This window comes from Microbacterium sp. ZW3a, assembly GCF_057167165.1.
This window is the reverse complement of the sequence record NZ_CM169903.1, coordinates 638,196-664,086: the sequence shown is the minus strand read 5'-3', so window position 1 is coordinate 664,086 and position 25,891 is coordinate 638,196. Positions and strand designations below refer to the sequence as shown.

The window sequence follows — 25,891 nt, the reverse complement described above, 5'->3', positions numbered from 1 at the left end:
CGCCGCTCATGCGAACCGGCGGCGTCCGGCGACCCACCCGGCGATCGCCAGGACCGCCGTCCAGGCCACCGCGATCGCGCCCGCCGCCCCCACGGGGAGCAGGTCGGGATGGTTCTGCGGCGATGCCAATCCTGCCAGCGAGAGCCCCGGGAGGAATCGCGCCAGATCAGGTGCAGCGCCCAGGAAGGCGAGCTCGAAAGCGAGCGGTCCGGCCAGCACGATCGCTGCGGCGACGTAGTAGTTGCCCACGATCCAGCCGATACTCGCGCCCATCAGCGAGCCGAGCACGGCACCGAGGACGGCCCCGACCAACGTCGCGGCCACCGTGACCGATGGCGCCGGTGCGATCCCGTGGATGGACAGGACGATCGCCCCGACTGCACACCAGGCGACGACGACGCCGATCGTCAGGACGAGGCTGACCACCACCGCTGCGAGAGCCTTCGCCCCGAACACTCTCCGAAACCCGAGCGCGACCACGGTCCGGTTCAGCGACACGTAGTAGAACTCCCGAGTCACCCCGAACGCCCCGACGAACGCCGCCGCGACGAAACACCATCCGACAGGTGCGATGACGAGCTGCATCGCGGTCGTAGCATCCATGTCGGTCATCCGTCCGAGCGTGTCGTCGCTGGTGAGGATCACCACCGGCACGAACACCACGAGGAGGAGGACCGCGAGAGTGTTCAGCCCACTGTGCGCGCGGAGCACCTCCGCCCGGATCGCGCCGATCACGCGCGGCTCCCCTCGACGAGCGCGAAGTAGCGGTCTTCGAGAGTGTCGCCCTCGCCGCGCACGAGGTCCTGCAGCGCTCCCGCGTACACCACCGAGCGCTGCAGGATGACGACCTCATCCACGGTGTTCTGCAGTTCTGCAAGCTGGTGACTGGACACCAGAACCGTGCCACCGGCCGCGGCGAACGCGCGGAGATAACGACGCAACCATCGGATGCCGTCCGGGTCGAGGCCGTTGGACGGTTCGTCGAGCACGAGCGTGCGGGGGGAGCCGATCAGGGCGGCGGCGAGTCCGAGACGCTGCACCATCCCCGTCGAGAACGTCTTCACGCGGCGTCGGGCATCGTCGGCCAGCCCCACCTCATCGAGCACCTCGTCCACCCGGCGACGGGGCGCTCCGACGGCCAGTCGTGCGATCTCGAGGTGGCGCCGTGCCGTGATGCCCACCTCGAACCCGAACCCGTCCATCTGGACGCCGACGTGCGCCGACGGCTGGAGGAGGCTTCGGAAGGGGACGCCATCCACCAGGGCCGTCCCGCCGGTGGGAGCGGACAGTCCGACGATGGTGCGCAGCGTCGTCGATTTGCCGGCACCGTTCGGGCCGAGAAGACCGACGACGCTCCCCCGGCGGACCGCGAAGGACACATCGTCCACGGCGACACGGGAGCCGTACTTTTTCGTGAGGTGCCGCACCTCGATGGCGTTGTCGATCATGGATGACCTTCCTGGTTCGGCGAGGCGGAGGGAGTGAAGGCGGTGAGAAGCGTCGACAGCGGGGCGACGACGTGGGAAGACCAGACCTGCGAGAGCACCGAGCGGGTGCCGAGCTGCACCGACGCGCGGCCCGTCGACGGAAGTGCTGCGTCGGCGGAGACGTCGATCACCGCGATGGCCGTCGCCTGTACCTCGACGCCCGCGATGTCGAATGGCGCCAGGGCCGATAGCGGGACGGAGATGGTCTCTGGCGTCTGCGGGTGGGCGGTGCCTTCCGCCACGCGCGCGTCACCGAGGATCCCCGCGGTCGCGAGCGAGACAGAAGTGGATCCGGAAAGAGGGACGGCCGCGGAATCGTCGGCCGGGACGACCAGAGCCACCCGCCCGTCGACGACGGCGAAGCCTGCCAAACGCGTGTCCGGCACCGGGACCGCGGCGAGCGCGACGACCCCCGCGGCGAGCATCGCCGCGCCGAGAGCGACTCCGCGCACACGACGCGGGCCCCGCCGGACGCTCGCGATGACCCATCGTACGACCACTATTCCGACGGCGAGGACGACCGCCGCCTGCAGGACGAGGACGAGGAGGGCCCCGATCGCCCCCGCGCCGGAGAGCGCCCGCACCGCCCGCTCGAGCGCGAACCAGACCAGAGCTGTGGGAACGAGAACGCTGAGCGCGCCGAACGGAACACTCCACCACCGCGCGAGGGCACGTGGCGTCCGCGGGGCGCCGAACAGCAGGCGGCGCAGGGCCGCTCCTGCGTCCGCCATCGTGCGCGCGCGAAGGCTCGGCTCGTCGAGCGCACTCATCAGCGCGATGTAGCCGTCGAATCGGACGAACGGGACGAGATTGACCACGACGACCGTCGTGCAGGCGCAGGACAGCACGAGGAGGGTCCGGCGAACGTCGGCGTCTGGCGCGGCAAGCGCGGACACGGCGGCCGCGGCCGCGATCACGGCGTGCACGGCCGGGCCCGCGAGCGCCACCGCGACGCGGGAGCGGCGCGAGGGAAGGCGCCACGCGTCGGTGACGTCGACGAAGAATGCCGGGCCGAGATACAGCAGCATCACCCCTGCGCGCCGTGGCCGGGCACCCGCGTGCGTAAGGGTCACGCCGTGGGCTGACTCGTGCGCGAACGTCGCGACGACGAGGACACTCGCGACCAGGAGGACGTCCGCGGCGGGGAGGGGCGAGGTGAGAGCGGCGACGACGGCGCCCGTCTGCAGGATCAGCGCGACGCCCCCGAGGACCACGGAGACCACGACGACCCACGGCATCCACGGAACGAAAGCCGGGCGGAGCACACGGTGAAGCGCGTCGAAGAGCTGGGGTGCGCGGAGAGTCGCGAACTGGACGGTCAACGGCGGACGATACGTCACGCGTCCCGCCGGCGGTCGCTCCCAGCCGCGCAGGAGGCCCGCTCGCCGGAATCGATCCAGGAGATCCGCGAATGCCGTGTCGGAGTAGTCGGGTGCGAACCGACGATGCAGGTCGGCGATGCTCCTCGTGCCATCCATCGCCCACAGCAGTTCGGCAGTGGCCGCCGACGCACGGGAGACCGGCACGCCGTCGACGGTGACGAGCCACTGACCCTCCTCCGCCGCGGGCTCCACCCGGACGGACGTGGACAGCCGAGGCACCTCGGCGAGCGCGGGGCCGGGGCCCTCAGGCGACACGGGACTCACCGCCGTCGATCCGGGTGTGCAGGAGGAGCATGTTCTCGTGCCCGTCCCCGTCCGGGTCCACCGTGCGCACTGGGAGCACCTCCGGCGGGAGGAACCCCGTTTGCTGCAGTTCATCCGCCACCGTCTCGGCGTCGAGGAGGTACAGGCTCGTGGTGAGGACCGGCACCGCGTGCGATGCCGCGGGAAGCGGAAGCGGCATCCAATTGACGATCCGGTGGGAACCGGTCGCATTGACCTGTTGCGACTGCAGGTAGACCGCCGCCCCATCGCCCGAGCCGACGGAGATGGTGCGTTCGGAGGAGGTGCGCAGCAGGCTCTGGACGGTCCGGCCGGGGACGGAGAGCAGCAGAGCTCCGGTGGGGGCGAGGTGGCGGCGGACGGCGCCGAACAGCCGCAGGCGATCGTCCCGGTCGAGAAGAGTGATCGATGTCGCCGCCAGAACCGCCAGGTCGAATTCCCGTCCGAGATCGAACGCACGCATATCGGCGACGACGAACTCGCAGGCCGACCCCCGCGGCAGAGCATCACGCAAGAGCTGCAGCATCGGGGAGGACAGATCGAGAGCCGTCACCGCCTTGCCAATGCGCAGAAGCGGGATGGTGAGGCGCCCGCTCCCCGCGGCGAGATCGAGGACCACGGGGCCGCTTCGACGCGCCACGGCGAGCACTTCCCGGATCTCCGAGCGGTCGGGGCCGACGAGCTCGTCGTAGAAGCGGGCGCCTGCGCGGTCGTAGATGTCGGACGACTCGGCGATGCAGCCGGCGTCACGGAGACGACAACGCACGGCGTCGGTGAGGGGAGCGGTCATGGAACCTCCTGGGGGGCGATCGGACGGGACGGGACCGTCGAGGGGGACACATCGCACGATGCCTCCCCCTCGACAGCGTTCAGGTGGCGATGGCCACCGCCGCGCCGACGATGGCGATGATGTAGGTGGCGTGCTCCCACCACTCCATCGGCGCGTCGAGCGCGTCGAGTTCGTCGAATCGGAGAGCGAGATCGTTGGACATGTGTCACCTCCTTCAGGTGGGTCGGACGGATGCCGCGAGCGCGGCGCCGGTGGGAAAACTCACGTGGCGGACAGCGCGATGAGACCGATCGCGACCCCATAGCCGAAGCCGCGGAGCCAGTCCCACCCGTCGTCCGGCGCCTCCAGCAGATCGAGCTCGACGAAGTCGAGCGTGGACGTTGTGTGCATGTCACCTCCTCGCATGCTCGTTCGGACGATCGGACAGCCGAATCACGTCGCGATCGCGGCGCCGATCGCGACCGCGGTCAACCCGCTCAGCACGCCGATGTAGAAGCTCTCCCAGCTCGGCGTCTCCATCTCGTCGAGTTCCTCGAAGTGCAGGTGCGGCACAACAGCGGAAGACGTCATCACTCATCACCTCCCCTCGTCTCGTCGGTGCTCGCCGGCACGCGGAGGGACGTCGCGGCGCCTCGCGATCGCGGCGGATCCCATCGCGCTCCTTCCAGCACGTCGCACACGTCCGGAGCGGCCAGTCCCGGCAGCGCCGGTCCTCGACCGCCCCACCGCCGCTCCACCCGGCCGGCCATGGCCGCCAGAGCGACCGTGTCCGGCTCCGGCGCGAGCGGCAGCTCCCACCGCGCGATCAGCGCATCGATGCCGGCCGCTGGCGCCACCGGGAGCCGCGTGCCGCGGACCACCTCGCGCCAGAACGCCTCCAGCGGCTCGAGGGACCCCCAGCGGGTGTCCCCGTCTTCGATGCGCTGCCATACGCGCCCGACGACCGAAGCCGTGGCGTGCATCTTCGTCGTTCGGGCGACGAAGGACACCTCGTGGGCGAGGTACCAGTGGCGGGGGCTGAAGGGCGCGCGCCCGCGGAGCGCGGCGCTGCGCTGCGTGGCCGCGCTGCACCGCGCGATGCGCAGGCGCGCCGCGTCGGTGAGGGGCCCGTCGCCGAGGGTGATCAGGGCGCGTGCCAGGGCGACGGCGTGCGCCGTCGCGCGCGGATGGGCCCGGGACGCGGTACTCGCACCGGCGAGCCGCAGCACCGCCTCCAGACAGCCGGACCGCACGCCGGGAGCGGGCAGCGAGCGGTAGTGCGCGTCGTCGAGAACCGCGTAGCGGGGACGCAGCGCCTCTCCCACCACAAGGCTCGCGCCGCTCGCGGTGCGCACGATGGCGATGGCGTTGGATTCGGCGGAGGTACCGACGGTCGTCGGAACGGCCACCACGTCGACACCCGGGGTCGCCTCGGCAGGGAGGATCACGAGCGCGGAGCGTCCGACCCGGTCGAGCGCCCACTCCAGGGTGCGCGGAGCGGCGACACCGAGCGCCGCGACCGTCGCCGCATCGATCGCGCTCCCGCCCCCGATCACCACCACGACATCGACCCGGTGGGCGCGCAGACGTTCGCTGAGCCGGGCGACCATCGTGGCATCCACCGCATTCACGTCCACGGGAAGGACGACGTCGACACCGGCGAGGTGGCCGGCGCGATCGGCGAGACGCGCGTCGACCACCGCGGCCGCCCGCCGTCCGGAGGTCACCGCCGCGCAGACCGCTCCCGTGACAGCCGATCCCGTAACGAGGATCGACCGCCTTCGCCGAACCGGGGTGCTCACGCCGCCCCCTCTCTGATCTGGGATAGTCCGGCGCGGATGGCCGTGTCGAGGTCGCCGAGGTCGCGGGCGCCCAGCCCGTACGCGGGAATGAGCTGGATGCCGTCGAGCCCGGGGTGCACGACCGCACCAGCGTCGGCGATGGCCCGGACGACGCCCGCAACCCGGTCGGCGGGCAGTCGGTGCCCGACCGATCCGGCGGGCCCGGACGGACGGGACGGGTCGGAGAGGGCGAGCGCGAGGAAGGCTCCTCGTCCCCGTACCTCGACCGCCAACCCGTCACGGATCAGCCCGTCGGCCAGCCCGCGGATGCCTCGCGCCACCGCCTCGATGGCCTCGGCGGTCCTGGCAGGTCGGAACTCCGCGGCCACCGTCAGGATGGCCGCCGCAACCGCCGGCACTCCCGCCTGCGTCTCGCCGTGGACGAACGTCGCGCGGCGGTGGCGGAACTCCGAGGCGATGCGGGGACCGATGAGAAGCGCCGCCGCGCCCAGGGCGCCGTTGGTCAAAGCTTTGGAGAGGATGAGGACATCCGGTGACCGCGACCACATCGACGACGCGAAAAGCGTCCCCGTCCGACCGAACCCCGTAGCGACCTCATCGGCGACGACGAGGAACCCGTGTTCGTCACGGAGATCGAGAACGGCCTCGACGAAGGCGGGATCGAGAGGGAACCCTCCGGTGCCGAGAACCGGCTCCAGGACGACCGCAGCGATTCGTGACCCCCCACGCTGCACGAGGGACGCAAACTGCGCCCCGCCGTCCGTGTGGTCGACGTGTCGCACCGCCCGCCTGTCGAGGAAATACGCCCCCTGCGCGAGCGCGTCGCCGCTCAGCGCGTGACTGCCGTACATCGTGCCGTGGTAGCTCCCGCGCAGACCGACGACGATCGTACGCGTGGGTTCCCCGCGCTCGATCTGGTACTGACGCGCCAGCTTCATCGCCGCGTCGTTCGCCGCGCCGCCCGACGTCGAGAAGATCACGTGGTCAAAGGCGTGACGCCCGGCGAGGTCGAGCAGGGAGTCGGCGGCATCCTGTGCCGGACGATGGACCCCGCGAAACAGCGTCAGGTACGACGCATCCCGCAAGGCTGCCGCGACGGCCTCGGCGATGCCCTCGTGCCCATAGCCCAACGGCACGTTCCACAGTCCGCTTGTCGCGCACAGGCGCGTGGAACCGTCGGCATAACGGATGTGGTGCCCGTGCGCGGCGACCGCGACACGATTCGGGCCGAAGTCGGCGTCGACCGGCGACAGGGCGGGCCATACGGCGTTCACGCCCCTCCCCCGACGAACGCGTCGGCGGGTGGGGCAGGAACGCCCGGCCGGATGCCGAGGCGCTCGACGGCCTCGCGACAGAGCCGGTCACCGTCCGCAACGGTGATTCCCAACTCCGCGGAGGCACGCTCGGCGGCGCGCGAAAGGTCGTCAGACCTGTGGACAGCCGCAACGACGGCCACGGTAGCCGTCGGGAGGCGCTGCCGCCGACGGGTGCGAAGGTCGGCGAGGAGGACGCCGGACGACGTCTTCACGAGAAACGGGTCGTCGCAGTGCGGCTCGACGTCGCCCTCCGCGGACTCGAGCGCGGCCCACCCGAACCCGTCGATCACGATGGGGTCGTCTTCGCGCGCGAGCAGGCCGATCAGTTCGGCTGCACCGAGCGACCGCCCGAGCCAAGGCCGGGAAGCGAGATCAGGCACGAGCTGCCCTGCCTCGGTCACACCGGAGAGCGCAGACCAGCGGGGCAACGGTGCGTTCACATCGTGGTCGGCGACCGTTGCCCCTTGTGCCCCGGCGGTGAACCGCCCCTCGGCGTGGAGATGCAGCGAGGCCGGGACGCGCTCCGCGAACGGCTCGCGAAAAACGTCCGCGTCGGCGAGGCGCAGTCGGGCATCGGTCATCGGCGACGTGAAGACGCCGGCGGAGCGAGCAAGGTCGGCGTCGGCCAGGAAGGCCCGCCAGCCGTCCGCATCGAGGAAACGCATCGCGGTGGGGCCGACCAGCTCGATGTAGGCGGCCGCGGCGTAGTGCTGGAGCTCGACCGCGTGCCCCGCCACGTGCAGGGTGTCGCCGATGTCGTCGAAGTCGCCGTCGTAGCGGATGACGTGCGCCGTCGTCTCGACGGGAGCGCCCGCCGGCGCGAACACGACATCGTTGGTGCCGAGCGATGCGCCCGTCGCTGCCAGGGAAGCGCCCCGGGAGCAGAAGACCGCCCGTTCGAAGGACACGTGCCGTCCCGTGATCCACTCCACGACGATGCGCGCGTCACGCGCATCCGCTGCCCCTCGGGTCACCGTAGACACCCCTTCTTGACTGCTCCGCGCACTTCCGGAGCGCGGGGGTCCTCTCCAGGAGGGGACCCAGAAGAGAATGTATACGTGCGGTTCCGCACCATCCGCGCGGCGGCGGGACGAATCACCCGTGTGTTCGAGAGCGATCACCACCGCCGGCGTCTGGTGTCACTTTCGGCGGTGGAACGGACGGATGCCACGGCCCCGAGGCCGTGGCATCCGTTCTCCTCACCGGGTGCGGGTCAGACCAGCGACTCCCGCCACGAGGCGTGCAGCTGCGCGAACTTCCCGGTGCCGGCGATGAGCGCCTCGGGGGTGTCGTCCTCGATGATGCGGCCGTGCTCCATGACGAGCACCCGGTCGGCGATCGCGACGGTCGACAGACGGTGCGCGATGATGATCGCCGTGCGGTCGGCCAGGAGCGTCTGCAGGGCGTCCTGAATGAGGCGCTCGCTCGGCATGTCGAGCGACGCGGTTGCTTCGTCGAGGATGAGCACCGCCGGGTTGGCGAGGAACGCCCGCGCGAACGAGATCAGCTGACGCTGGCCCGCCGACACGCGCCCACCGCGCTTGTTCACGTCGGTCTCGTACCCGTCGGGGAGCTTCTCGATGAAGCTCTCCGCGCCCACGGCGCGGGCTGCCGCACGGATCTCGTCCATCGTCGCGTCGGGCTTTCCGAGGGCGATGTTGTCGGCGACCGTGCCGCTGAACAAATACGCCTCCTGCGTCACCATGACGATCGCGCGGCGGAGGTCTTTCGGGTGCAGTCGGCGCAGGTCGACGTCGTCGAGCGTTACCGCGCCCTTCGTGGGGTCGTAGAACCGTGACACGAGCTTGGCGAGCGTCGACTTGCCGGCGCCGGTCGTGCCCACGAGCGCGATCGTCTGCCCCGCCGGGATGTCGAGCGAGAAGTGCGGCAGGATGACGCGGTCGTCGGCGTACCCGAACGTCACCTCGTCGAAGCGCACGTGACCGCGAGCGGTCCACAGGTCGACCGGGTCGGTCGGATCGGGGACCGTCGGCTCCTCTTCCAGCACGCCCGAGACCTTCTCGAGCGCGGCCGTCGCCGACTGGTACGAGTTGAGGAAGAACGCCACCTCCTGCAGCGGGGCGAAGAAGTTCCGCACGTACAGCACGGCCGCCGCGAGCACACCGATCTCGAGCGCTCCGTCGACCACGCGGGCGCCGCCCCACAGCAGCACGAGGGCCACCGAGACGGATGCCACGGCCATCAGGCCCGGCTCGAACGTGCCGAACAGGCGGATCGAGCGCATGTTCACGTCGCGATACTGGCCCGCGAGGTCGCCGAACTCCTCGTCGTTCCGCGGTTCCTTGCGGAAGGCCTTCACGGCGCGGATACCGGTCATCGTCTCGACGAACTTCACGATCACCTGCGCGCTGATCACCCGCGACTCGCGGTAGATCGCCTGTGAGCGGCCGTAGAACCAGCGCATGAGCAGGAACAGCGGGATCCCCATGACGGTCAGGACGAGCCCCGACTGCCAGTCGATGAGGAACAGGGCGCCGAGAGTGAACAGACCGTAGAGCACGCCCGAGACCAGCTCGTTGAGCCCACCGTCGAGGAGCTCACGGATCGTGTCGAGGTCGCTCGTCTGCCGCGAGATGATACGGCCCGACGTGTACGACTCGTGGAACTCCAGGCTCAGGCGCTGGGTGTGGAGGAAGATGCGCTTGCGCAGGTCGAGCATGACCGCCTGGGTGAGGCGCGCGGCCACCACGACGTACCACCCGATCAGCACGGCACCGCCGATGCCGGCCGCGAGGTAGACCGCGACGACGAGGATGGTCGGCATCCAGTCGTTGTTCTCGATCACCGCGGGCAGAGCGTTGTCGATACCGAAGGCGATGAGGGCCGGCCCGGCCACGCGCAGCGCCGTCGAGACGACGAGCACCGCCGCGGCGAGCACGAGGTGGCCGCGCAGCGGCGAGACGAGCGACCCGAGCAGTCGCAGCGAGCGCTGGCGGATCGCGCGGCTCTCGTCGCGCGTGTAGTCGGAGCGGTCTTCGCCGCTGGTCCCGGTGACGGTGGTCTCGCTCATCGGCGTGCCTCCTTCGCGGAGCTCGGTTCGTCGGAGAGGTCGCCGTCGTTCGCCGGGAGCTCATCGGATGCCGTGAGCCCCGCGCTCGCGCGGACGACGGGGATCGCACCGGTCTGCGCCTCGCGCTCGGCTTCTTCCAGGCTGGAGATCACGTGGCGGTAAGCCGTGCTCTCGCGCAGCAGGTCGGAGTGCGTGCCGACGGCGACGACGCGCCCGTCCTCGAGCAGGGCCACGCGGTCGGCGAGCGTTACCGTCGAGGGACGGTGGGCCACCACCAGCGCGGTGGTCTCGCTCAGCACGTCGCGCAGCGCGTCTTCGACGAGCGCTTCGGTGTCGACGTCGAGGGCCGACAGCGGGTCGTCGAGCACGAGCACCGCCGGCCGGGCCGCGACCGCGCGCGCGAGCGCGAGACGCTGGCGCTGACCGCCCGAGAGGCTGAGCCCCTCTTCGCCGATGACGGTGTCGAGCCCGTCGGGCAGGTCGTGCACGAAGTGCGCCTGCGCCACCTCGAGGGCCTCGCGCAACAGCGCCTCGGCCTCGGGCGAGCCGGCCACGAGGTCTTCGCGCCCGAGCAGCACGTTCTCTCGCACGGTCTGCGAGAAGAGCGTCGCGTCTTCGAACGCCATCCCGACGTGCCGCCGCAGCTCTGACAGGCGCAGCTCGCGCACGTCGACGCCGTCCAGCAGCACGCGGCCGCCCGTGACGTCGTACAGGCGTCCTGGCAGGGTCGTGAGCGTGGTCTTGCCCGACCCGGTCAGCCCCACGAGCGCCATGGTCTCGCCCGGGCGCAGGCTCAGGTCGACACCGTCGAGCAGATCTCGCTCGGTGTCGGCGGCATCCTGATACCGGAAGTGCACGCCCTCGAACACCAGCTCGCCCCGGGGACGCGCGATCGAGCGCGGCTCCTCCGGGTCGACGATGGTGTTCTGCTCGTCGAAGACCTCGAAGATGCGGTCGGTCGCGGTGCGCGCGTCGAGAAGGAACGAGAACAGGAACCCGATCGACTCCATCGGCCAGCGCAACACGGTCGCCATCGCGAAGAACGCCACGAGTTCGGCCACCTGCAGCTGTCCGAGCTGCGTGAGCACGATGCCGGCGCCCAGGCACACCGCGAACGCGATGTCGGGCAGCAGGACGAGCCAGAACCAGATCCAGCCGATCGCCCGCGCCTTACCGAGCTCGGTCTCGCGCAGCGATTCGGCCTGGCGCGTGAACTTCTGCAGCGCGTGCGTGCCGCGTCCGAAGGCCTTGAGCACACGGATGCCGTGCACACTCTCTTCGACCGAGGTCGCCAGGTCGCCCGCCTGGTCTTGGCTCTGCCGCGCGAGCGAGCCGTACCGCTTCTCGAACCGGTACCCGGCGTACCACAGCGGCGCCGACACGATGAGGAACAGGGCCCCCAGCAGCCAGTGCCAGCGGAACAGCAGGACCGCGCCGATGACGATCGTCAGCACGTTGACGATCAGCAGGATCAGACCGAACGCGAGCCAGCGGCGCAGCATGCTGATGTCTTGCATCATGCGCGAGAGCAGCTGTCCCGACTGCCACCGGTCGTGGAAGGCCACCGGAAGGCGCTGCAGGCGCGAGTAGAACGACTGCCGCAGGTCGTACTCGACCTTGGTCGCGGGGGCGAGCACGAACCACCGGCGCAGCCACACCATCGCCGCCTCGGCGAGACCCAGCCCCAGGATCGCCAGGGATCCCCAGACGAGCGCGCCGTACTCACCCGAGGCGATGGGCCCCGCGACGATCTGCTCGAGAACGAGCGGGATCGCCAGGGCGAGCAGGCTCGCGCCGAGGGCGCTGACGGCACCGAGAGCCAAACGCGGGAGGACGGGGCGCGCGATCGGGAGCAGCCGCGCGAGCGAGCGCGCGGTCGACAGGTGGGGAGTATGCGGTGCGGCGGTCATGATCCTCGTGAGGTCGAAAGCGGGCGCCGGGATCGGGCGCGGGAAAACCGAGGCGCACCGACGGGAGCACCGGACGCGACCTGGGGGAAAGGGGAGACGGTCGACGGGCGACCGAGAGCCCTCCAGACTATCCCCGACACCTCACGCCGGGCAAGAGGAGCTCAGCCCCGGGCCTCGCGCTCGAGCAATCGACGCTTGACCTCGACGCCCCAGGCAAACCCGCCCATCGTGCCGTCACCGCGGAGAACCCGATGGCACGGGACGAACAGTGCCGGCGCGTTCCGCGCGCAGATGGATGCCGCCGCGCGCACCGCCGAGGGAGAACCGAGCGCCGCGGCGAAACCGGTGTAGGTGAGAGGCTCCCCCGGACGGATGCCGCGCAGGGCCTCCCACCCCGCGCGCTGCAACGGGGTGCCGAACTGTGCGACCTCGACGGCATCGATCGCGGCGATGTCGCCGCCGTAGTACGCGCGGACGGCCTCGGCAGCGCCAGTCTCGCCCGTGACTACGGTGACGGGGCGGTGGGCCGGACGCAGGCGCGCGAGCACGGCATCCGTGTCGTCGGTCCAGCCTGCGACGAGCACGCGATCGGCGTCGTCGGCGAGGATGGCGAAGGGGCCGTCGGGAGTATCGAGGAACTGCAGGGTCGCGGTGGTCACGGGGCGGTTTCGCTTTCTGTGGGAGAGACAACGGAGTCGGGGGCGACGGGAGCGCGCCACGCCTGGGTCACCGGCGCGGCGTACCAGTAGTGGGCCATCGCGTAGCTGCGCCACGGCGCCAGCCGGTCGGACCAGGCGGTGAACCCCGCCGGATCGGAGGGCAGCCCCAGGGCCGCGGCACCGGCGCGCGCGGCGACGTCGCCGGGGAGGAGCACGTCGGGGTCGCCCAGCACGCGCATACGGACGTAGTCGGCGGTCCACGGACCGATCCCCCGCAGCGAAAGGAGCCGCGCGCGCTGCTCGGCACCGTCGTCGCCGGGGCCGATCGCGAGCGAGCCGTCGGCGAGCGCGCCCGCGGTGAGAACGATCGCGCGGCGGCGCGCCTCGGGTCCGCGCAGCACGTCGAAACCCCGTTCGGCGATCACGGCCGGCTCGGGGAAGAGCGTCATCGTGTGGCCGCCCACCTCGGTGCGCTCCCCCAGCTCGGCCGAGAGGCGCCCCTGCATCGTGCGCGCCGAGGCGACACTGATCTGCTGCCCGATCATCGCCCGCAACAGCATCTCGTCGGCATCCATCGCCCCAGGCACCCGCACGCCCGGGATCGCGGCAACCGCCGACGCGAACTCGGGATGCCGCGACAGGGCGTCGTCGACCGCGAGGGGATCGGCATCCAGGTCGAACAGGCGGCGGACCCGCGCGATGAGCGTGCCGAGGTCGCCGAGGGCGGTGAGCCGCGCACGCAGGCGCAGCCGGGCGTCTGCGCCGCACCGGACCTCGAACCATGCGGGGCCGCCCGGTAGCCGCACGACGCGCGCGAACGACGCCTCGCCGCCCACTTCGACGCCGGGGATGGCGTGCGCGCGCATCCACCCGAAGAGTCCGACCGTGTCGATCGGGCCGCGGACGGGGAGCGCCAGGTCGATCTCGCCGACGGGAACGGCCCCGGCAGCCCGCGAGCGGCGGGCCCGGAGCGCCGTGGGCGACAGACCGAAGACCTCGCCGATGGTCTCGGTGAACTGGCGGACGCTGGAGAACCCCGACGAGAAGGCCACGTCGGTCGAGGAGAGGTCGGTGCCGACGAGCAGCGCGCGGGCGGTGTGCGCGCGCTGCGCGCGGGCCAGGGCCAGCGGCCCGGCGCCGAGCTCGGCGGTGAGCAATCTCCCGAGATGGCGCGAGGAGTAGCCCAGTCGCCGCGCCAGCCCCGGTACTCCCTCGCGATCGACCACGCCGTCGGCGATGAGCCGCATCGCGCGCGCCGCGACGTCGCCGCGGAGGTCCCACGCGGGCGACCCCGGAGCCGCCTCGGGAAGACACCGCTTACACGCGCGGTAGCCCGCCTCGTGCGCCGCCGCCGACGTGGCGTAGAACGTGACGTTCGCCTCTTTCGGCGTGCGGGCCGGGCAGCTCGGTCGGCAGTAGATGCCGGTGGAACGCACCGCGGTGACGAACTGCCCGTCGAAGCGCCGGTCGCGCGACTGAATGACGCGATAGCGCTCGTCAAAGCCCAGGGCCGCGGTGACGGGGGTGGTCATGGCATCCACCCTGCCACCGACCACCGACACTGTCCGGCGGAAATCGGACATGAGGATGCCGCGACGCGAGGCTACTCCCGCGGTGCGGCCCCGACCCGCGCGGGGCCGGGGCCGGGGCCGGCGAGATTCAGCGCTCCGCGATCGCGAATCCGCCCGCGGGGAGCACCACGGTCGTCTCGCCGTCGAAAGCGCTCGTGCGTCGCAGCACGCCGCCCGCGTCGTACACCCGCACCGTTCCTCCGCCCGAGACGGTGGTCCGCTGCGCGGACGGGGCGCTGGAGTGCACGAGCTCGCTCCGGCTGTCGGCCCCCTCGAGTACGAGGCGGGACACCCACGGCCGGACGATCAGCCCGTCGAGCACGAGGTCGCCGCGCTGCGCGGTGACCTCCACCGTGCTCCGGTGCTCCGCGACCGGGACTCGCAGGGCGTGCGGCAGCAGTGCGCCCGCCGTGGGCGAGATTCCCTGGGCGGGACCGGTGACCTTCAGCGCGCCGTTCCCCCGCCAGTGCGAGAGGGACGTCTCCCCCGGCTCGGTGAAGACGACCGGCTCCACCCATCGCCGGGAGTCCGCGGAGCCGATGTCCCAGGTCGCGCGCTCTCGGGGCCGGAGTGTCAGGGCGTCGCCCGACCAGCTGGACTCCCCCGTCCACGACGCCGGCGTCGACGCCGTGCCGTCGGTGGCCGTGGCATCCTCGGCTTCGACGAACGACAGACCGACGCGGTCCGCGATCGAGGTCAGTGCCGTCGCCCGTGCGGCGATGTCGGGGTGGGCGTCGAGCGCGAGCGCGGTCAGCAGGCCGTGCATGGTCGATTCGGCCCCGCTGTTGCGGTTGACCGTCCCGTCGGACTGCAGACCGTCGAAGGTCACGCCGGTCGTCGGGTCATACATCCGCGCGCCGGCGTGGTTCGCGCCGAAGAACCAGGCCGCCTGCATCCCGGCGAGCTCGGCGAACGCCGAAGAACCGGTCGTATCGGCCAGGGCGACGAGCGACTGCACGCGCGAGTCCGCGCCGTAGGCGATCTGCACGCGGTCGGTGGGGCTCGGGAACCAGCCGTTGTCGGGACCTCCGGCCGTCAGCAGCGTCGTCGTGAATCCGGTCGCGTCGGCGATCGCGGGCTCGGCGAGCGCGGGGTCGTCGAGCACGTCGGCGGCCACGGCGAGCGCGGCCGGCATCTGCGAGCCCCACGCGTGCCACATGGCCGGCGACTGCGCCCACGGCAGCACCGCGCCGTACGGCCACTCGCGGGAGGAACCGGATGCCATGGCGGCCACGCCCTCGGCGAGCTGGCGCGCCGCGGTGATCGAGGAGTCGTCACCGGCGCGCACGGCCGCGGTGAGGCCGAGGACCGCTTCGGCCGTGGCATCCGCCCCGTCGACGATGAGCCAGGCGGGGACCTTCTTGCCGTCGGCCTCGACGTACTGTCCGTACTTCGAGAGCACGTCGCGCTCGATCGCGCCGCGCGACAGGGCCAGGCGCTCCTTGAGGAACGCGGCGAAGTCGGGGTCGTCGTCGACGAACGCCGCGTACCCCTCGCCGAGCGCCCACACCGTGCGGGCGAGCCAGTAGCTGGGGCCGGAGTCCGAGGGGTCGGGCAGTTCGACCGGCTCGGCCGAGGGGTTGAGGTCACCGTCGGGCTGCATCCACAGCACGACGTTCCCGGCGCCGGGTCCCTCGGTCGTCTGGTGATAGGCGACCGTGCGCAGCAGCTCGTACGCCTTCTGCCGGCTGTCGGCGTCGCCGGTCTGCTGCCAGTGCCGGAGGTAGACGACCGCGGCACGGGTGGTGTCGTCGGCATTGTAGGCGCCCTGCCCCCAGTCACCGGTCGCGGGGTCGAGCGGGCCTCCGCCCACGCGCTCGAACGTGCCGCCGTCGCGGGCGTCGGCGTACGTCCAGGGGGCGAGGAGCGTCGGGTCCTCGGCGAGCCGGTAGGTCGTGTGACCGTCGAGGTCGGCGGGCGGGGTGGCCTCGTCGAGCAGGAAGTCGAGGTGGTCGAGGTTCGTCAGCCGCGCGGCACCGGTGTCCGAGGCCGGGGCCGCCGGGGCCGGGGCCACCGGTGCCGGTGCCGGGGCCGCCGAGGCCGGGGCCGGGGCCGGTGCCGGTGCCGCCGTGGCCGGGGCCGCCGCGCTCAGCGGAACCGCGAGGGCGACTGCGCCGAGCAGGGCAAGGCCGCGCGCACTCCATCGTGCGTTCATGGGGAGGTTCCTTTCGTGGGGGGGTGGGGGGCACAACTCCTGCAGAACCGCCTCGGGGCCGCCGAACGGCAGATGCGGCGGCGATCCTGCAGGAGTTGTGACCGCGGCGTGCCCGAGCCTCCCGGCTCAGACGCGGCGCGGGGGCCTCAGTCGGTCCGCTCGAGCAGGGCGACGCCGATCTTCGAGTCGGCCATGCCGTAGAACACGAAGTGTCGGCCGTCGATCTCCTCGATCGCGGTCGGGAAGACGACGTTGGGCACGATGCCGCTGCGCTCGTCGTCGGTCTCGGGAGCCAGGAGCGGCTCGGGCGTCCGCGCGATCACGCGGCTGGGGTCTTCGGCATCCAGGATCAGGGCACCCGCGGCGTAGTTGACCTTCTGCTGCTGCGAGAACGCGCTGTCGATGACGCCCGTCACGCCGTGGTGCAGCACGAGCCACCCCTCCGGGATGCGCAGGGGCGGCGGGCCGCCACCGATCTTCACCTCCTCGAAGGGGAATTCCGGACCCGCGACAAACCGGTGCTGCTCCCACAGCGCGAGGTTCGACAGGTCTTCCCGAACGGATGCCACGGGCACGTAGCTGATCCAGATGGACTGCCGCGCGTCCTCGATGCCGGCCGGCAGCCGCACGCCCTGACCGGGCTTGGTCTCGCCGAGGTCCCACATGGGGCGGTGAAGGACAGCGAAGGCCTCGGTACCGTCGGGCGCCGTCACCGGTTCGGGGAAGAACACGGTGTCCTTGTTGTGGAACAGGTTGAGGTCCATGTCGAGGTCGTCCTGGTAGCGGAAGAGCACCGGCCCGAGCCGCCGCCAGTCGCGTAGGTCGTCCGACACAGCTACGGCTGTCCGCGGGCCGAGCGGACCGTACGCCACGTACGTCATCACGTGCAGGCCGAGGGCCTCGATCCACGTCGTGCGCGGGTCCTCGGTGCCGGCGTTGTCGGCGCCGCGCTCCCACCCGCGGTCGGGCTGCAGAACGACGCCCTCGCGCTCGACCGAGACGGGCACGCCATCCTCGACGACGACGCGGGCCAGGCCCACGCGCGAGACGTTGCCCTCGGCCACCAGGCGCGGCAGCAGGTACAGCTGGCCGTCGGGGCCGCGCCCCGAGGCCGGGTTGAGCACGCCCTCGGCTTCGTCGGCGTTGCCGGGCTCGGGGGTCATCACCACACCGAGGCGTGTGAGGCGGTAAGGGACGGGGGATGCGGGGGTCATTGTCATCCTTTCACTCCGGATCCGAGGTCGTTCGAGGTGAAGTAGCGCTGGAAGATCAGGAACAGCGCTACCGCGGGGGCAGCCAGCACGACGGCGCCGGCCATCATCGCGCCGAAGGGGTTGGCGGTGGAGGCCGCGATGGTCGAGATGAAGTTGGCCAGCGACACCGCGAGGGGCTGCATGGCGGCATCCTTCGTGATGAGGAACGGCCACAGGAACTCGTTCCACGGACCGATGAAAGTCAGCAGCACTGCGGTCAGTAGCGCCGGCCGCACCAGGGGCAGGGCGACGTTCGAGAGGAGCCGGAACTCCCCTGCGCCATCGATGCGGGCGGCGTCGAACAGCTCCTTGGGCAGCTGCAAGAAGTACTGCCGGAAGATCACGACCGCGGTGGAGTTGATGAAGAACGGCAGGATCATGCCGAGGTAGCTGTCGGCCAAGCCGTAATCGCGGGCGATCATGACGTACAGCGGAATCATCAGCAGCTGGAACGGAATCACCTGCACGAGCAGCACGAGCGCGAAGGTCGCCGAGCGACCGCGCCACCGCAGCACGGCGAGCGCATAGCCGGCGAGGACGCCGAACACGATCGTGCCGAGGATCACGCCGCCGGTGAAGATGCCCGAATTGACCAGGCCCCGCAGCAGATTGATGCGGCCGTCGATCGCGGTGTAGTTCTCGACCGTGAGGTTTCCGGGGTTCGGGAATGCGCCGGCGACCGAGGTGTCCGGGCTCGTCTGCAGCGACCCGACGACCATGTAATAAAAGGGGAACAGGAACGCCAGGGCGCCGAGAGTGAGCACGCCGTAGGTCACGACCTTGGTCCTCATGATTCCTCCCTCCCCACGAACCGGCGCTGCAGTGCCGCGATGATCAGCACGAAGACCATGAGCACCACCCCGATGGCCGCGGCCACGTCGGGGTTCTGTTGCTCGATGCCCTTCTGGTAGATCAGCAGCACGGGCGAGGTCGACGCCCCGTTGGGGCCGCCGCCGCTAGTGAGCAGGTACGGCTCGGTGAAGAGATTGGCGCCGGTGATCGTGGCGAGCAGCACCACGAGGAACGTCGCCGGGCGCACCCCGGGCACCGTTACCGCGAAGAACTGACGGATTCGCCCGCCGCCATCGACGGCGACCGATTCGTTCAGCTCGCGCGGCACGTTCTGCAGCGCGGCGAGGTACAGGAGGATGTAGAACCCCAGCCCCTTCCACGTCACGAACAGCGCGATCGTCGGCATCGCCAAAGCGGAGTTGACCAGCCACGACGGGCTCGGCGCGAGCGGGCCAAGGGCGTTGTTGATCAGCCCGGTGTTCGAGAACAGGAACAGCCACACGGCGACCACGGCGACGGATGCCGTGACGTAGGGCACGTAGAACGCGACGCGGAAGAACGCGCGGGCGCGCACCACCCGGTCCAGGGCCGTGGCCAGAACGATCGAGAGCACCACCGTCAGCGGAACGTTGATGAGCAGGAAGACGCCGACGTTGCCGAACGACCTCCAGACGGCCGGATCGGTGAGGGCGGTGACGTAGTTGTCGAGCCCGACGAACGGCCGGTCGACCTGCGCCCCCGGGGCGGTGAAGAAGTAGTCGTGGAACGACATCCACACCGCGAAGATCACGGGGTAGGCGAACACGACACCGACGAAGATCAGGTACGGCGCAGAGAACAGGATGCCGAGCGGCTGCGCTCCGAAGGGGCGGCGCCGCTTCTTCCCGGCATCCCCCGTTCTCCCGGCACGACCGGGCTGGCCGGGGTCTCCCCCGGTCCGTCCGGTCGTGCCGGCGAGATCGACGGTCATGTCAGTTCCCCGCCGCCAGCTGGTCGATCTGGGTCTTGGCATCCGTCAGGAAGGTCGTCACGTCGCCCTCGCCAAAGATCACGGCCTTCGAGTAGCCGTCGCGGAAGGCCTGCCAGATCTCGACGGAGTTGGCCACGTTCGGCACCTCGACGGTGCGCGCGGCCTGGTCGCCGAACTGCTCGTAGGCGGGGTTGGCCGCGAAGTAATCGGCGTAGGTGGTCGTCAGGTCGGTGCGCAGCGGCATCTGGCCCGTCTCCTCGAGCCAGGCACCGTCCTGCTCCTCGCTCGTGGCGAACTTCAGCACGTCCCACGCGGTGCCCTTGTTCTCGCACGCGGTGAACAGGCCGATGTTCTTCGCGTCGCTGAAGGTCCAGGTCTCGTCGGCCGCGACGCCCTGCTCGGTGGGCACCGGGACGGCGCGCCAGTTCACCTTGTCTTGATAGACCGAGACCGCCCAGGGGCCGACGATCGCCATCGCGGCCTGCCCGTCGGCGAACGAGTCGCCCTGGTACTGCTCGTTGCCCGCGAGCTGCTCGGCGTAGATCGTGCGCCAGAAGTTGGCGACGGCTTCGCCGTCGGCGTCGTCGAAGGTGGCCTGCCCGTCTTCGACGAGCTGCGTCCCGCCGGTCTGCGCCGCGTACAGCGGGGAGAAGTCGAACCACGACTGGAAGAACTCGCTCGTGGGCGCCGGGTTGATGGCGTACGGCGCGACTCCCGCCGTCTTGAGGGTCCGTGCGGTGGTGAGGAACTCGTCGTACGTCGCGAGCGAGGGGTTCTCGGGGTCGAGACCCGCCTGGGCGAAGAGGTCCTTGTTATAGAAGATCATCACGGGGTTGCTCTTCCACGGCAGCTGGTAGAAGCCGCCGTCGTCCGAGCGGTACTGCTCGGCGAGGTCGCCGCTGCGCTCGGTGATGTACTGCTCGCCGTCGGGGAACTCCGACAGGTTGACCAGGCCGCCCTGGCGCTGGAAGCCGGGCACCGCGGCGGGCGAGGTGTTGAACACCAGGCACGGCGCGTTCCCGGCGGTGATGGCCGCTCCGATGACCTCTTCGCTCGAGGACCCAGCCGGGATCTCCTGCGCGGTGATCTGCTCGTCGGGGTGTTCGGCGTTCCACGCCTCGACCATCTGCTCGCCCCAGGCGATCTCGGCGTCGTTGTTGGAATACCAGATGGTGATAGGGCCACGGGCGTCCATTCCCCCGGTTCCACCGCCGCCTCCGCTGCACGCGGAGAGGGCGAGGATGCCGGTGGCGGCTACGGCTGTGGCGAGAATGCGTCGTCGCATGTCTTCCTCCTAGTGAATGCGGACGGGGTCCGCGGGGTGTCAGCTGTGGGGTGGTGGCGCGGTGGAGTCGCGCACGCACAGTCGCGGGTCGTCGAGGACGAGAGCCTGGGGATCGGCACCACCGATGGCGGCGAGCAACGCCCGGGCCGCTGCGGCTCCCCACCCGCGGGCGTCGGTGGAGACGCTCGTGAGGGCGGGGAAGAGGTGCCGACCGAGCTCAGTGTCGTCGAAGCCGGTGATCGAGAGGTCGCGGGGCACCGACAGGCCGCGGCGCTGCGCCGTGCCGAGCCCCGCGACGGCCATGGAGTCGTTGGAGTACACGATCGCCGTGGGCCGGACCCCGGCGTCGAGCAGGGCTGTGGTGGCCCGCGCCCCGTCGGCGGCGCTGAAGTCGGTCTCGACGACACGGGCCCGGATGCCGCGCGCTCGCGCCGCGTCCTCGAACGCGGCCGCACGGTGTCGGCCGTGCAGCATCGCGAAGGGGCCGGCGATATGGGCGACGTCGGTATGGCCCAGGTCGGCGAGGTGATCGACGGCGAGCCGGATGCCGACGCCATCGTCGACCGACACCGAGGTGAAGGGGCTGTCGACGTCGGGGACGCCCAGGGTCACGGCCGCGATGCCGAGGCCGGCGACGAGGTCGATCCGAGGGTCATCGGCGCGCAGGTCGGAGAGGATCACGCCGTCGATCCGCCGGTCGGCGGCCAAACCCCGGTAGGTCTCCTCCTCGTGGCGACCCGGAGTGGCCGCCGCGAGCACCAGCACTTGACCCGACACCGAGAACTCGTCCTCGACTCCGGCGATGAACGACGGGAAGAAGGGGTCGGCGGCGATGACGTCGGGGCTGCGCCCGATGACGAGTCCGCACGCGAAAGCGCGTCCGACGCTCAGTGAGCGTGCCCGCAGGCTGGGGCTCCACCCCATCTCGGCGGCGACCGAAAGGATGCGCGCCCGGGTGTCGGGGGCGACACCGGGGCGGCCGTTGAGCGCGAAGGACACCAAGCCCTTGCTCACCCCGGCGCGCCGCGCGACATCGGCGATCGTGGGCCGCGTTTCGTTCGTCATCCGTCACCTCGCTGTGGCATCCACTGACCTAAACCGGTTCAGCATGGACGACTCTAAACCGGTTCAGCATCGGCGTCAACCCTGGGCCGCGGTGGCCGGGTGCGGTGGGGGGCGCCGCGGGTGGCCCCGTGCTGGCGGGGCGCCGCGGGTGGCCCTGGGCTGGCGGGGCGCCGCGGGTGGCCCCGGGGCGCCGGACGTGGCCCCGGGGCCACCCCGGGAAGCGGGATGCCAAGGCGGACGCCGCAACCCCTCCCCGATGTCGGCGGTCCTCGCTAGCGTGAGCGTCATGAGCGAACGCGAATACGACCTCATCGTCATCGGCGCCGGCCCCGTCGGCGAGAACGTCGCCGACCGCGCCGTGCAGGCCGGGCTCACGGCGGCCATCGTCGAATCCGAACTGGTCGGCGGCGAGTGCTCGTATTGGGCGTGCATGCCGTCGAAAGCGCTCCTGCGCAGCGGCGCGGCGCTCCGGGCGGCGCGTGACGTCGACGGCGCGAAGCAGGCCGTCACCGGCGATCTCGACGTCGCCGCGGTCCTCCGCCGGCGCGACACCATGACCAGCGACTGGAACGACTCCGGCCAGGTCGAATGGCTCGAGGGCGCGGGCATCGACCTCGTTCGCGGACACGGGGCACTCACCGGCGAGAAGACGGTGCGCGTCACCGCCGACGACGGCACCACCACCGACCTCGTCGCTCGCCACGCCGTCGCCGTGTGCACCGGCTCGGCAGCGCTCCTCCCCGACATCCCCGGGCTCGCCGACATCGAGCCGTGGACCAGCCGCGAAGCCACCGCCGTGCAACAGATCCCCCGCTCGCTCGCGATCCTCGGGGGCGGCGTCGTCGGGGCAGAAATGGCCACCGCGTTCGCCAGCCTTGGCGCCGAGGTCACGATCATCGCGCGCTCGGGCCTGCTCGGGGGCACCGAGCCGTTCGCCGGCGAGCTCGTCGCCGACTCCCTGCGCGCGAGCGGCGTCACGGTCACGATCGGGGTGGATGCCACGGCCGCCCGCCGCGACGACGGCGGCCAGCGAGTGCTCGAGCTGTCCGACGGCACGACGGTCACCGCCGACGAGGTGCTCGTCGCCACGGGGCGCGTACCCCGCACCACCGACCTGGGCCTCGACACCGTGGGCCTCGAAGCCGGAACCTGGCTCGATGTCGATGACACGATGCTCGTCCGCGGTTTCGACTGGCTCTACGCCGTGGGCGACGTCAACCACCGCGCCCTGCTCACGCACCAGGGCAAGTACCAGGCGCGGGCGGCGGGCGACGTCATCGCCGCGCGCGCGAAGGGCGACGAGGTCGACGACGCCCCGTGGGGCGCCCACGTGGCGACCGCCGATCACGACGCCGTGCCGCAGGTGACGTTCACCGATCCCGAGGTGGCATCCGTCGGCCTCACCGCGAAAAAGGCCGAGGAGCGCGGACTCAGCGTGAGGGTGCTCGATTACGACCTCGCGCACGTCGCCGGAGCGAGCGAACAGTCCGACGCGTACGTCGGCAAAGCCCGGGCGATCGTCGATCTCGACCGCGGAGTCCTGGTCGGCGCGACCTTCGTCGGCCCCGATGTCGCGGAGCTCCTGCACTCGGCGACCATCGCGATCGTCGGCGAGGTTCCCGTGAAGCGCCTGTGGCACGCCGTGCCCTCGTACCCGACCGTCAGCGAGGTGTGGCTGCGACTGCTCGAGACCCTCGGTCGCGACAGCGCCTGACCTCCGTCGCACGCCTCACCAGCCGCCAAAGGGCGCCTGATCGACATTGCTGGGCCGAGTCCAAACTGTCGTACGATTCATGCGATGGAGCACGCTCCACCGGAACACGTGGGGGTAGGCAAGGTGCCATTTCGCAGCAAAGACACGTTGCAGGTGTGGCTGGAAGAGTTCGCCGCAAGTGAAGAGCACGCGGGTTGCGGCGCGTACGTCGCCGACCAGGAGCCCGTCGACGGGCGCGACAGCGGCCTGGTGATCTTCCCGTTGCGTCACGCCACGACGTCGATCTATATCCAGCCCGCCGAAACGGGAGCGCCGGACTGGCGCGTCACGGTCGAGGCGCACCCCGAGTCCACGGAGCTTTCCCCCGACGACGTCTACGACCTGTGTCGGGAGCTGACGATCGCCGCCGATCTTTGCGCCTTCCTCCAGGCGAAGTCGATCGAGCACATGGCTCAACTGGGCGCACCAGCCCAGGACTAGCTAGGTGTTGTGCCCAGGCAGGTTGTTTGAGATCCGGCTGATGGGCGGGAGCTTGCCGATGGCGGTGTGGGGCCTGTGGTGATTGTAGAAGTGCAACCAGGCGGGCAGCGCGGCCCGGCGCGCTGACTCGGAGTTGTAGTGCTTCGAGTAGGCCCAGCCGTCTGCCAGGGTGCGGTGGAAACGCTCGATCTTGCCATTGGTCTGCGGGCGTCGTGGCCGAGTGAACTTCGGCGTGATCCCGAGGTTGTTGCAGGCGTGCCGCCAGGCGTGCGACCGGTAGGCCGATCCGTTGTCGGAGAGCACTCGCTCGATGGTCACGCCGTGGTCGGCGAACCACGAGACCGCTCGGCGCAGCACGCCGATCGCGGTGTCAGCTCGTTCGTCGTCATGGATCTCGGCGTAGGCAACGCGGGAGTGATCGTCGATGACGGTGTGCACGAACGCGTGGCCGATCAGCGGGTCTCTGTTTTTGCCCTTGCGTCGGTTCGGTTCCGTCGCCGCACGGTTCTTCATGCCTTGGGCTCGGCCGACGAATCGCCAGCCACCGCCGATGGGGATGTTGCCAAGCTTCTTCACATCGACGTGGATCAGAGACCCCGGACTCTCGTGCTCATAACGACGCGCCGGCTCGCCCGTCCGCACGTCAACGTGCGTGAGCCTGTTCAGCCTGCAACGCACCAGCACCGCATGAACAGTCGACGCGCTCAGCCCGAGCCGCCCAGCGATCTGGACCGGTCCGAGCCGCTTCCTGATCCGCAGGTGCACGATCTTCTTCACCACTGGCTGCGACGTTCGGTTCGGATGCGAGTGCGGCCGACTCGAACGATCGGTCATGCCTTCGGGACCGAGTTCGACATACCGGCGAGCCCATTTCGCCGCTGTCGGATATGACACCCGAAAGAAATGCGCGGCGGCAGCGACCGGCCAGCCGTCATCGACAATCTGCCGGGCAAGCCGAAGCCTTTGGCGCGGCGTGAGCGCCGCATTAGCGTGAGACACGAGAACCTCCTGGTTCAGAGCGGAAGCGGTAGCAGCTCCACTCTGCCGGGAGGTTCTCGTCACATCACGGCAACCAGGTCAAACAACGTCCCTGGGCACTACAGCTAGGCGACCGAAGACTCGGACTCGCCCGTCGCCTCGGCGTCGATTCGTCGCGCTTCATCGCGAGCAGCCGCCGTGGTGTGAGTGAGAAAAGCGGCAAGGTCGGCCTCGACCTGAGGGTCGAGATGGCCGATGATCTGTCGGCACGTGGTGTCGAAGCGGGCCAGCTGCGACCACGGCTCCTTCTCGAGGTCGACCACCAAATGGATGTGGTTGACGCGGCGATCCGCTTCGTCGAACTCCCGACGAAGGATGCCGCGCCGCACGAGTCGCTCCACCATCGTCGTCACGCCGGCCGACGTCACACCGAGGTGTCCCGCCAGCTCGGACGGCCGAACGCCCGGATGTGCTCCGACGTACGCGAGAGCCTTGGCGTCGAGCTCGTTGACGCCGAGCTGCTTGCGCGCCTGGGCAGCAGCCTGGTCTCGTTCCCGGACGTAGAAGGCAAGCGCCGCCATCAAGGGCGACGAGTCACCCGATTCCTCCGCCATCCCATAGCTCCCTACGTTGCTGATGCCCCGAAGCACTATACCTAACTCCCTAAAGTTCTCGACCTGACCATCACGTTCAGTAACTGTCAACCCACATGACACTCAACAGTATTTACTAACGTAGTTAATTACCTGCTACGTTGATCATCACCGGGGTTGACAGCACCGGTCGAAACGGACGGAAGGAAAGCCGCGATGGTCACCAATCTCTTCACCGGGGGTCGGACCGCACCGACGCGACGTGCGACCTTCGTCCCGGTCGCGGATCGCGCGTCCGCTCCCGACGTCGCTGCGTTCGTCATCGCCGCAGCGATCACGGTCTCGGTCGGCGCTGCCGGGGCCATCCTCCCCCTCATTCTTTGACCACTTACCCACC

At 70.5% G+C, this 25,891-nt stretch carries 25 protein-coding genes; 3 read left to right on the top strand and 22 right to left on the bottom strand.

Going from position 1 to position 25,891, the window contains the following annotated elements:
• Window positions 1-6: 6 nt before the first annotated feature.
• The 20 genes from ACU6WY_RS03150 to ACU6WY_RS03055 all read right to left on the bottom strand — a co-directional run bounded on the left by ACU6WY_RS03150 (window position 7) and on the right by ACU6WY_RS03055 (window position 21,729).
• Entirely contained in the window at window positions 7-735 is a 729-nt protein-coding gene (locus ACU6WY_RS03150) for an ABC transporter permease (protein ID WP_483821012.1), read from the bottom strand.
• Window positions 732-1,448, bottom strand: a complete 717-nt coding sequence (locus ACU6WY_RS03145) for an ABC transporter ATP-binding protein (RefSeq protein WP_483821011.1) — start codon at window positions 1,446-1,448, stop codon at window positions 732-734. The genes ACU6WY_RS03150 and ACU6WY_RS03145 overlap by 4 nt, the downstream gene beginning before the upstream one ends.
• Window positions 1,445-3,124 carry a daptide biosynthesis intramembrane metalloprotease gene (mpaP, locus tag ACU6WY_RS03140; protein WP_483821010.1) on the bottom strand — a complete coding sequence of 560 codons (1,680 nt, stop codon included), beginning with the start codon at window positions 3,122-3,124 and terminating at the stop codon, window positions 1,445-1,447. The genes ACU6WY_RS03145 and mpaP overlap by 4 nt, the downstream gene beginning before the upstream one ends.
• Complete coding sequence (gene mpaM / locus ACU6WY_RS03135; protein ID WP_483821009.1) at window positions 3,114-3,941, bottom strand: daptide-type RiPP biosynthesis methyltransferase; 828 nt, start codon at window positions 3,939-3,941, stop codon at window positions 3,114-3,116. The genes mpaP and mpaM overlap by 11 nt, the downstream gene beginning before the upstream one ends.
• Window positions 3,942-4,020: 79 nt before the next feature.
• Entirely contained in the window at window positions 4,021-4,143 is a 123-nt protein-coding gene (mpaA3, locus tag ACU6WY_RS03130; protein WP_483821008.1) for an MpaA3 family daptide-type RiPP, read from the bottom strand.
• A gap of 59 nt (window positions 4,144-4,202) precedes the next feature.
• Window positions 4,203-4,331, bottom strand: a complete 129-nt coding sequence (gene mpaA2, locus ACU6WY_RS03125; RefSeq protein WP_483821007.1) for an MpaA2 family daptide-type RiPP — start codon at window positions 4,329-4,331, stop codon at window positions 4,203-4,205.
• Between the two features lie 42 nt (window positions 4,332-4,373).
• A complete protein-coding gene (gene mpaA1 / locus ACU6WY_RS03120) occupies window positions 4,374-4,511 on the bottom strand; it encodes an MpaA1 family daptide-type RiPP (protein WP_483821006.1) in 138 nt (45 codons plus the stop codon).
• Entirely contained in the window at window positions 4,511-5,722 is a 1,212-nt protein-coding gene (locus tag ACU6WY_RS03115; RefSeq protein WP_483821005.1) for an iron-containing alcohol dehydrogenase, read from the bottom strand. Before ACU6WY_RS03115 ends, mpaA1 begins: the two co-directional genes overlap by 1 nt.
• Window positions 5,719-6,996 (bottom strand): daptide-type RiPP biosynthesis aminotransferase, encoded by a 1,278-nt coding sequence (mpaD, locus tag ACU6WY_RS03110; RefSeq protein ID WP_483821004.1) that lies wholly within the window; start codon window positions 6,994-6,996, stop codon window positions 5,719-5,721. The genes ACU6WY_RS03115 and mpaD overlap by 4 nt, the downstream gene beginning before the upstream one ends.
• The gene (gene mpaB / locus ACU6WY_RS03105) at window positions 6,993-8,012 is read right to left on the bottom strand and encodes a daptide biosynthesis RiPP recognition protein (RefSeq protein ID WP_483821003.1); all 1,020 of its coding nucleotides are present in this window, start codon (window positions 8,010-8,012) and stop codon (window positions 6,993-6,995) included. The genes mpaD and mpaB overlap by 4 nt, the downstream gene beginning before the upstream one ends.
• A 239-nt stretch (window positions 8,013-8,251) precedes the next feature.
• The gene (locus tag ACU6WY_RS03100) at window positions 8,252-10,069 is read right to left on the bottom strand and encodes an ABC transporter ATP-binding protein (RefSeq protein ID WP_483821002.1); all 1,818 of its coding nucleotides are present in this window, start codon (window positions 10,067-10,069) and stop codon (window positions 8,252-8,254) included.
• Window positions 10,066-11,979, bottom strand: coding sequence for an ABC transporter ATP-binding protein (locus ACU6WY_RS03095; protein WP_483821001.1), 1,914 nt, complete (start codon window positions 11,977-11,979; stop codon window positions 10,066-10,068). The genes ACU6WY_RS03100 and ACU6WY_RS03095 overlap by 4 nt, the downstream gene beginning before the upstream one ends.
• Before the next feature lie 161 nt (window positions 11,980-12,140).
• Window positions 12,141-12,638, bottom strand: a complete 498-nt coding sequence (locus tag ACU6WY_RS03090) for a methylated-DNA--[protein]-cysteine S-methyltransferase (RefSeq protein ID WP_483821000.1) — start codon at window positions 12,636-12,638, stop codon at window positions 12,141-12,143.
• A complete protein-coding gene (locus ACU6WY_RS03085) occupies window positions 12,635-14,170 on the bottom strand; it encodes an Ada metal-binding domain-containing protein (RefSeq protein ID WP_483820999.1) in 1,536 nt (511 codons plus the stop codon). Before ACU6WY_RS03085 ends, ACU6WY_RS03090 begins: the two co-directional genes overlap by 4 nt.
• Window positions 14,171-14,297: 127 nt before the next feature.
• Window positions 14,298-16,364 (bottom strand): hypothetical protein, encoded by a 2,067-nt coding sequence (locus ACU6WY_RS03080; protein ID WP_483820998.1) that lies wholly within the window; start codon window positions 16,362-16,364, stop codon window positions 14,298-14,300.
• A 146-nt stretch (window positions 16,365-16,510) separates the two neighbouring features.
• Complete coding sequence (locus tag ACU6WY_RS03075) at window positions 16,511-17,578, bottom strand: glycoside hydrolase family 130 protein (RefSeq protein WP_483820997.1); 1,068 nt, start codon at window positions 17,576-17,578, stop codon at window positions 16,511-16,513.
• 2 nt (window positions 17,579-17,580) lie between these two features.
• The gene (locus ACU6WY_RS03070) at window positions 17,581-18,408 is read right to left on the bottom strand and encodes a carbohydrate ABC transporter permease (protein WP_483820996.1); all 828 of its coding nucleotides are present in this window, start codon (window positions 18,406-18,408) and stop codon (window positions 17,581-17,583) included.
• A complete protein-coding gene (locus ACU6WY_RS03065) occupies window positions 18,405-19,379 on the bottom strand; it encodes a carbohydrate ABC transporter permease (RefSeq protein WP_483820995.1) in 975 nt (324 codons plus the stop codon). Before ACU6WY_RS03065 ends, ACU6WY_RS03070 begins: the two co-directional genes overlap by 4 nt.
• Before the next feature lies 1 nt (window position 19,380).
• Window positions 19,381-20,664 (bottom strand): extracellular solute-binding protein, encoded by a 1,284-nt coding sequence (locus ACU6WY_RS03060; RefSeq protein ID WP_483820994.1) that lies wholly within the window; start codon window positions 20,662-20,664, stop codon window positions 19,381-19,383.
• A gap of 39 nt (window positions 20,665-20,703) precedes the next feature.
• Window positions 20,704-21,729: a LacI family DNA-binding transcriptional regulator gene (locus ACU6WY_RS03055; protein WP_483820993.1), complete on the bottom strand. Its 1,026-nt coding sequence runs from the start codon at window positions 21,727-21,729 to the stop codon at window positions 20,704-20,706.
• 286 nt (window positions 21,730-22,015) lie between these two features.
• On the opposite strand from ACU6WY_RS03055, the gene ACU6WY_RS03050 reads away from it, so the two are divergent.
• On the top strand, window positions 22,016-23,443 hold the full coding sequence (locus tag ACU6WY_RS03050) for a dihydrolipoyl dehydrogenase family protein (RefSeq protein WP_483820992.1): 1,428 nt from the start codon (window positions 22,016-22,018) through the stop codon (window positions 23,441-23,443).
• Window positions 23,444-23,527: 84 nt separating this feature from the next.
• The gene (locus ACU6WY_RS03045; RefSeq protein WP_483820991.1) at window positions 23,528-23,923 is read left to right on the top strand and encodes a hypothetical protein; all 396 of its coding nucleotides are present in this window, start codon (window positions 23,528-23,530) and stop codon (window positions 23,921-23,923) included.
• Here ACU6WY_RS03045 and ACU6WY_RS03040 read toward each other — a convergent pair whose 3' ends face one another.
• The gene (locus ACU6WY_RS03040; RefSeq protein ID WP_483820990.1) at window positions 23,924-24,922 is read right to left on the bottom strand and encodes an IS481 family transposase; all 999 of its coding nucleotides are present in this window, start codon (window positions 24,920-24,922) and stop codon (window positions 23,924-23,926) included.
• Window positions 24,923-25,026: 104 nt separating this feature from the next.
• A complete protein-coding gene (locus ACU6WY_RS03035; protein ID WP_483820989.1) occupies window positions 25,027-25,515 on the bottom strand; it encodes a MarR family winged helix-turn-helix transcriptional regulator in 489 nt (162 codons plus the stop codon).
• Window positions 25,516-25,710: 195 nt separating this feature from the next.
• Between ACU6WY_RS03035 and ACU6WY_RS03030 the strand changes: the two genes are divergently transcribed.
• Window positions 25,711-25,878: a hypothetical protein gene (locus tag ACU6WY_RS03030; protein WP_483820988.1), complete on the top strand. Its 168-nt coding sequence runs from the start codon at window positions 25,711-25,713 to the stop codon at window positions 25,876-25,878.
• Window positions 25,879-25,891 lie beyond the last annotated feature (13 nt).

Coding starts and splice junctions, on each gene's coding strand:
- ACU6WY_RS03080 (WP_483820998.1), bottom strand. CDS start 16,364: ATGAACGCACGATGGAGTGCGCGCGGCCTTGCCCTGCTCGGCGCAGTC.
- ACU6WY_RS03060 (WP_483820994.1), bottom strand. CDS start 20,664: ATGCGACGACGCATTCTCGCCACAGCCGTAGCCGCCACCGGCATCCTC.
- ACU6WY_RS03045 (WP_483820991.1), top strand. CDS start 23,528: ATGGAGCACGCTCCACCGGAACACGTGGGGGTAGGCAAGGTGCCATTT.
- ACU6WY_RS03050 (WP_483820992.1), top strand. CDS start 22,016: ATGAGCGAACGCGAATACGACCTCATCGTCATCGGCGCCGGCCCCGTC.
- ACU6WY_RS03055 (WP_483820993.1), bottom strand. CDS start 21,729: ATGACGAACGAAACGCGGCCCACGATCGCCGATGTCGCGCGGCGCGCC.
- ACU6WY_RS03075 (WP_483820997.1), bottom strand. CDS start 17,578: ATGACCCCCGCATCCCCCGTCCCTTACCGCCTCACACGCCTCGGTGTG.
- ACU6WY_RS03085 (WP_483820999.1), bottom strand. CDS start 14,170: ATGACCACCCCCGTCACCGCGGCCCTGGGCTTTGACGAGCGCTATCGC.
- ACU6WY_RS03100 (WP_483821002.1), bottom strand. CDS start 10,069: ATGAGCGAGACCACCGTCACCGGGACCAGCGGCGAAGACCGCTCCGAC.
- ACU6WY_RS03065 (WP_483820995.1), bottom strand. CDS start 19,379: ATGACCGTCGATCTCGCCGGCACGACCGGACGGACCGGGGGAGACCCC.
- mpaM (WP_483821009.1), bottom strand. CDS start 3,941: ATGACCGCTCCCCTCACCGACGCCGTGCGTTGTCGTCTCCGTGACGCC.
- mpaA3 (WP_483821008.1), bottom strand. CDS start 4,143: ATGTCCAACGATCTCGCTCTCCGATTCGACGAACTCGACGCGCTCGAC.
- ACU6WY_RS03030 (WP_483820988.1), top strand. CDS start 25,711: ATGGTCACCAATCTCTTCACCGGGGGTCGGACCGCACCGACGCGACGT.
- ACU6WY_RS03145 (WP_483821011.1), bottom strand. CDS start 1,448: ATGATCGACAACGCCATCGAGGTGCGGCACCTCACGAAAAAGTACGGC.
- ACU6WY_RS03035 (WP_483820989.1), bottom strand. CDS start 25,515: ATGGCGGAGGAATCGGGTGACTCGTCGCCCTTGATGGCGGCGCTTGCC.
- ACU6WY_RS03070 (WP_483820996.1), bottom strand. CDS start 18,408: ATGAGGACCAAGGTCGTGACCTACGGCGTGCTCACTCTCGGCGCCCTG.
- mpaA2 (WP_483821007.1), bottom strand. CDS start 4,331: ATGCACACAACGTCCACGCTCGACTTCGTCGAGCTCGATCTGCTGGAG.
- mpaA1 (WP_483821006.1), bottom strand. CDS start 4,511: ATGACGTCTTCCGCTGTTGTGCCGCACCTGCACTTCGAGGAACTCGAC.
- ACU6WY_RS03095 (WP_483821001.1), bottom strand. CDS start 11,979: ATGACCGCCGCACCGCATACTCCCCACCTGTCGACCGCGCGCTCGCTC.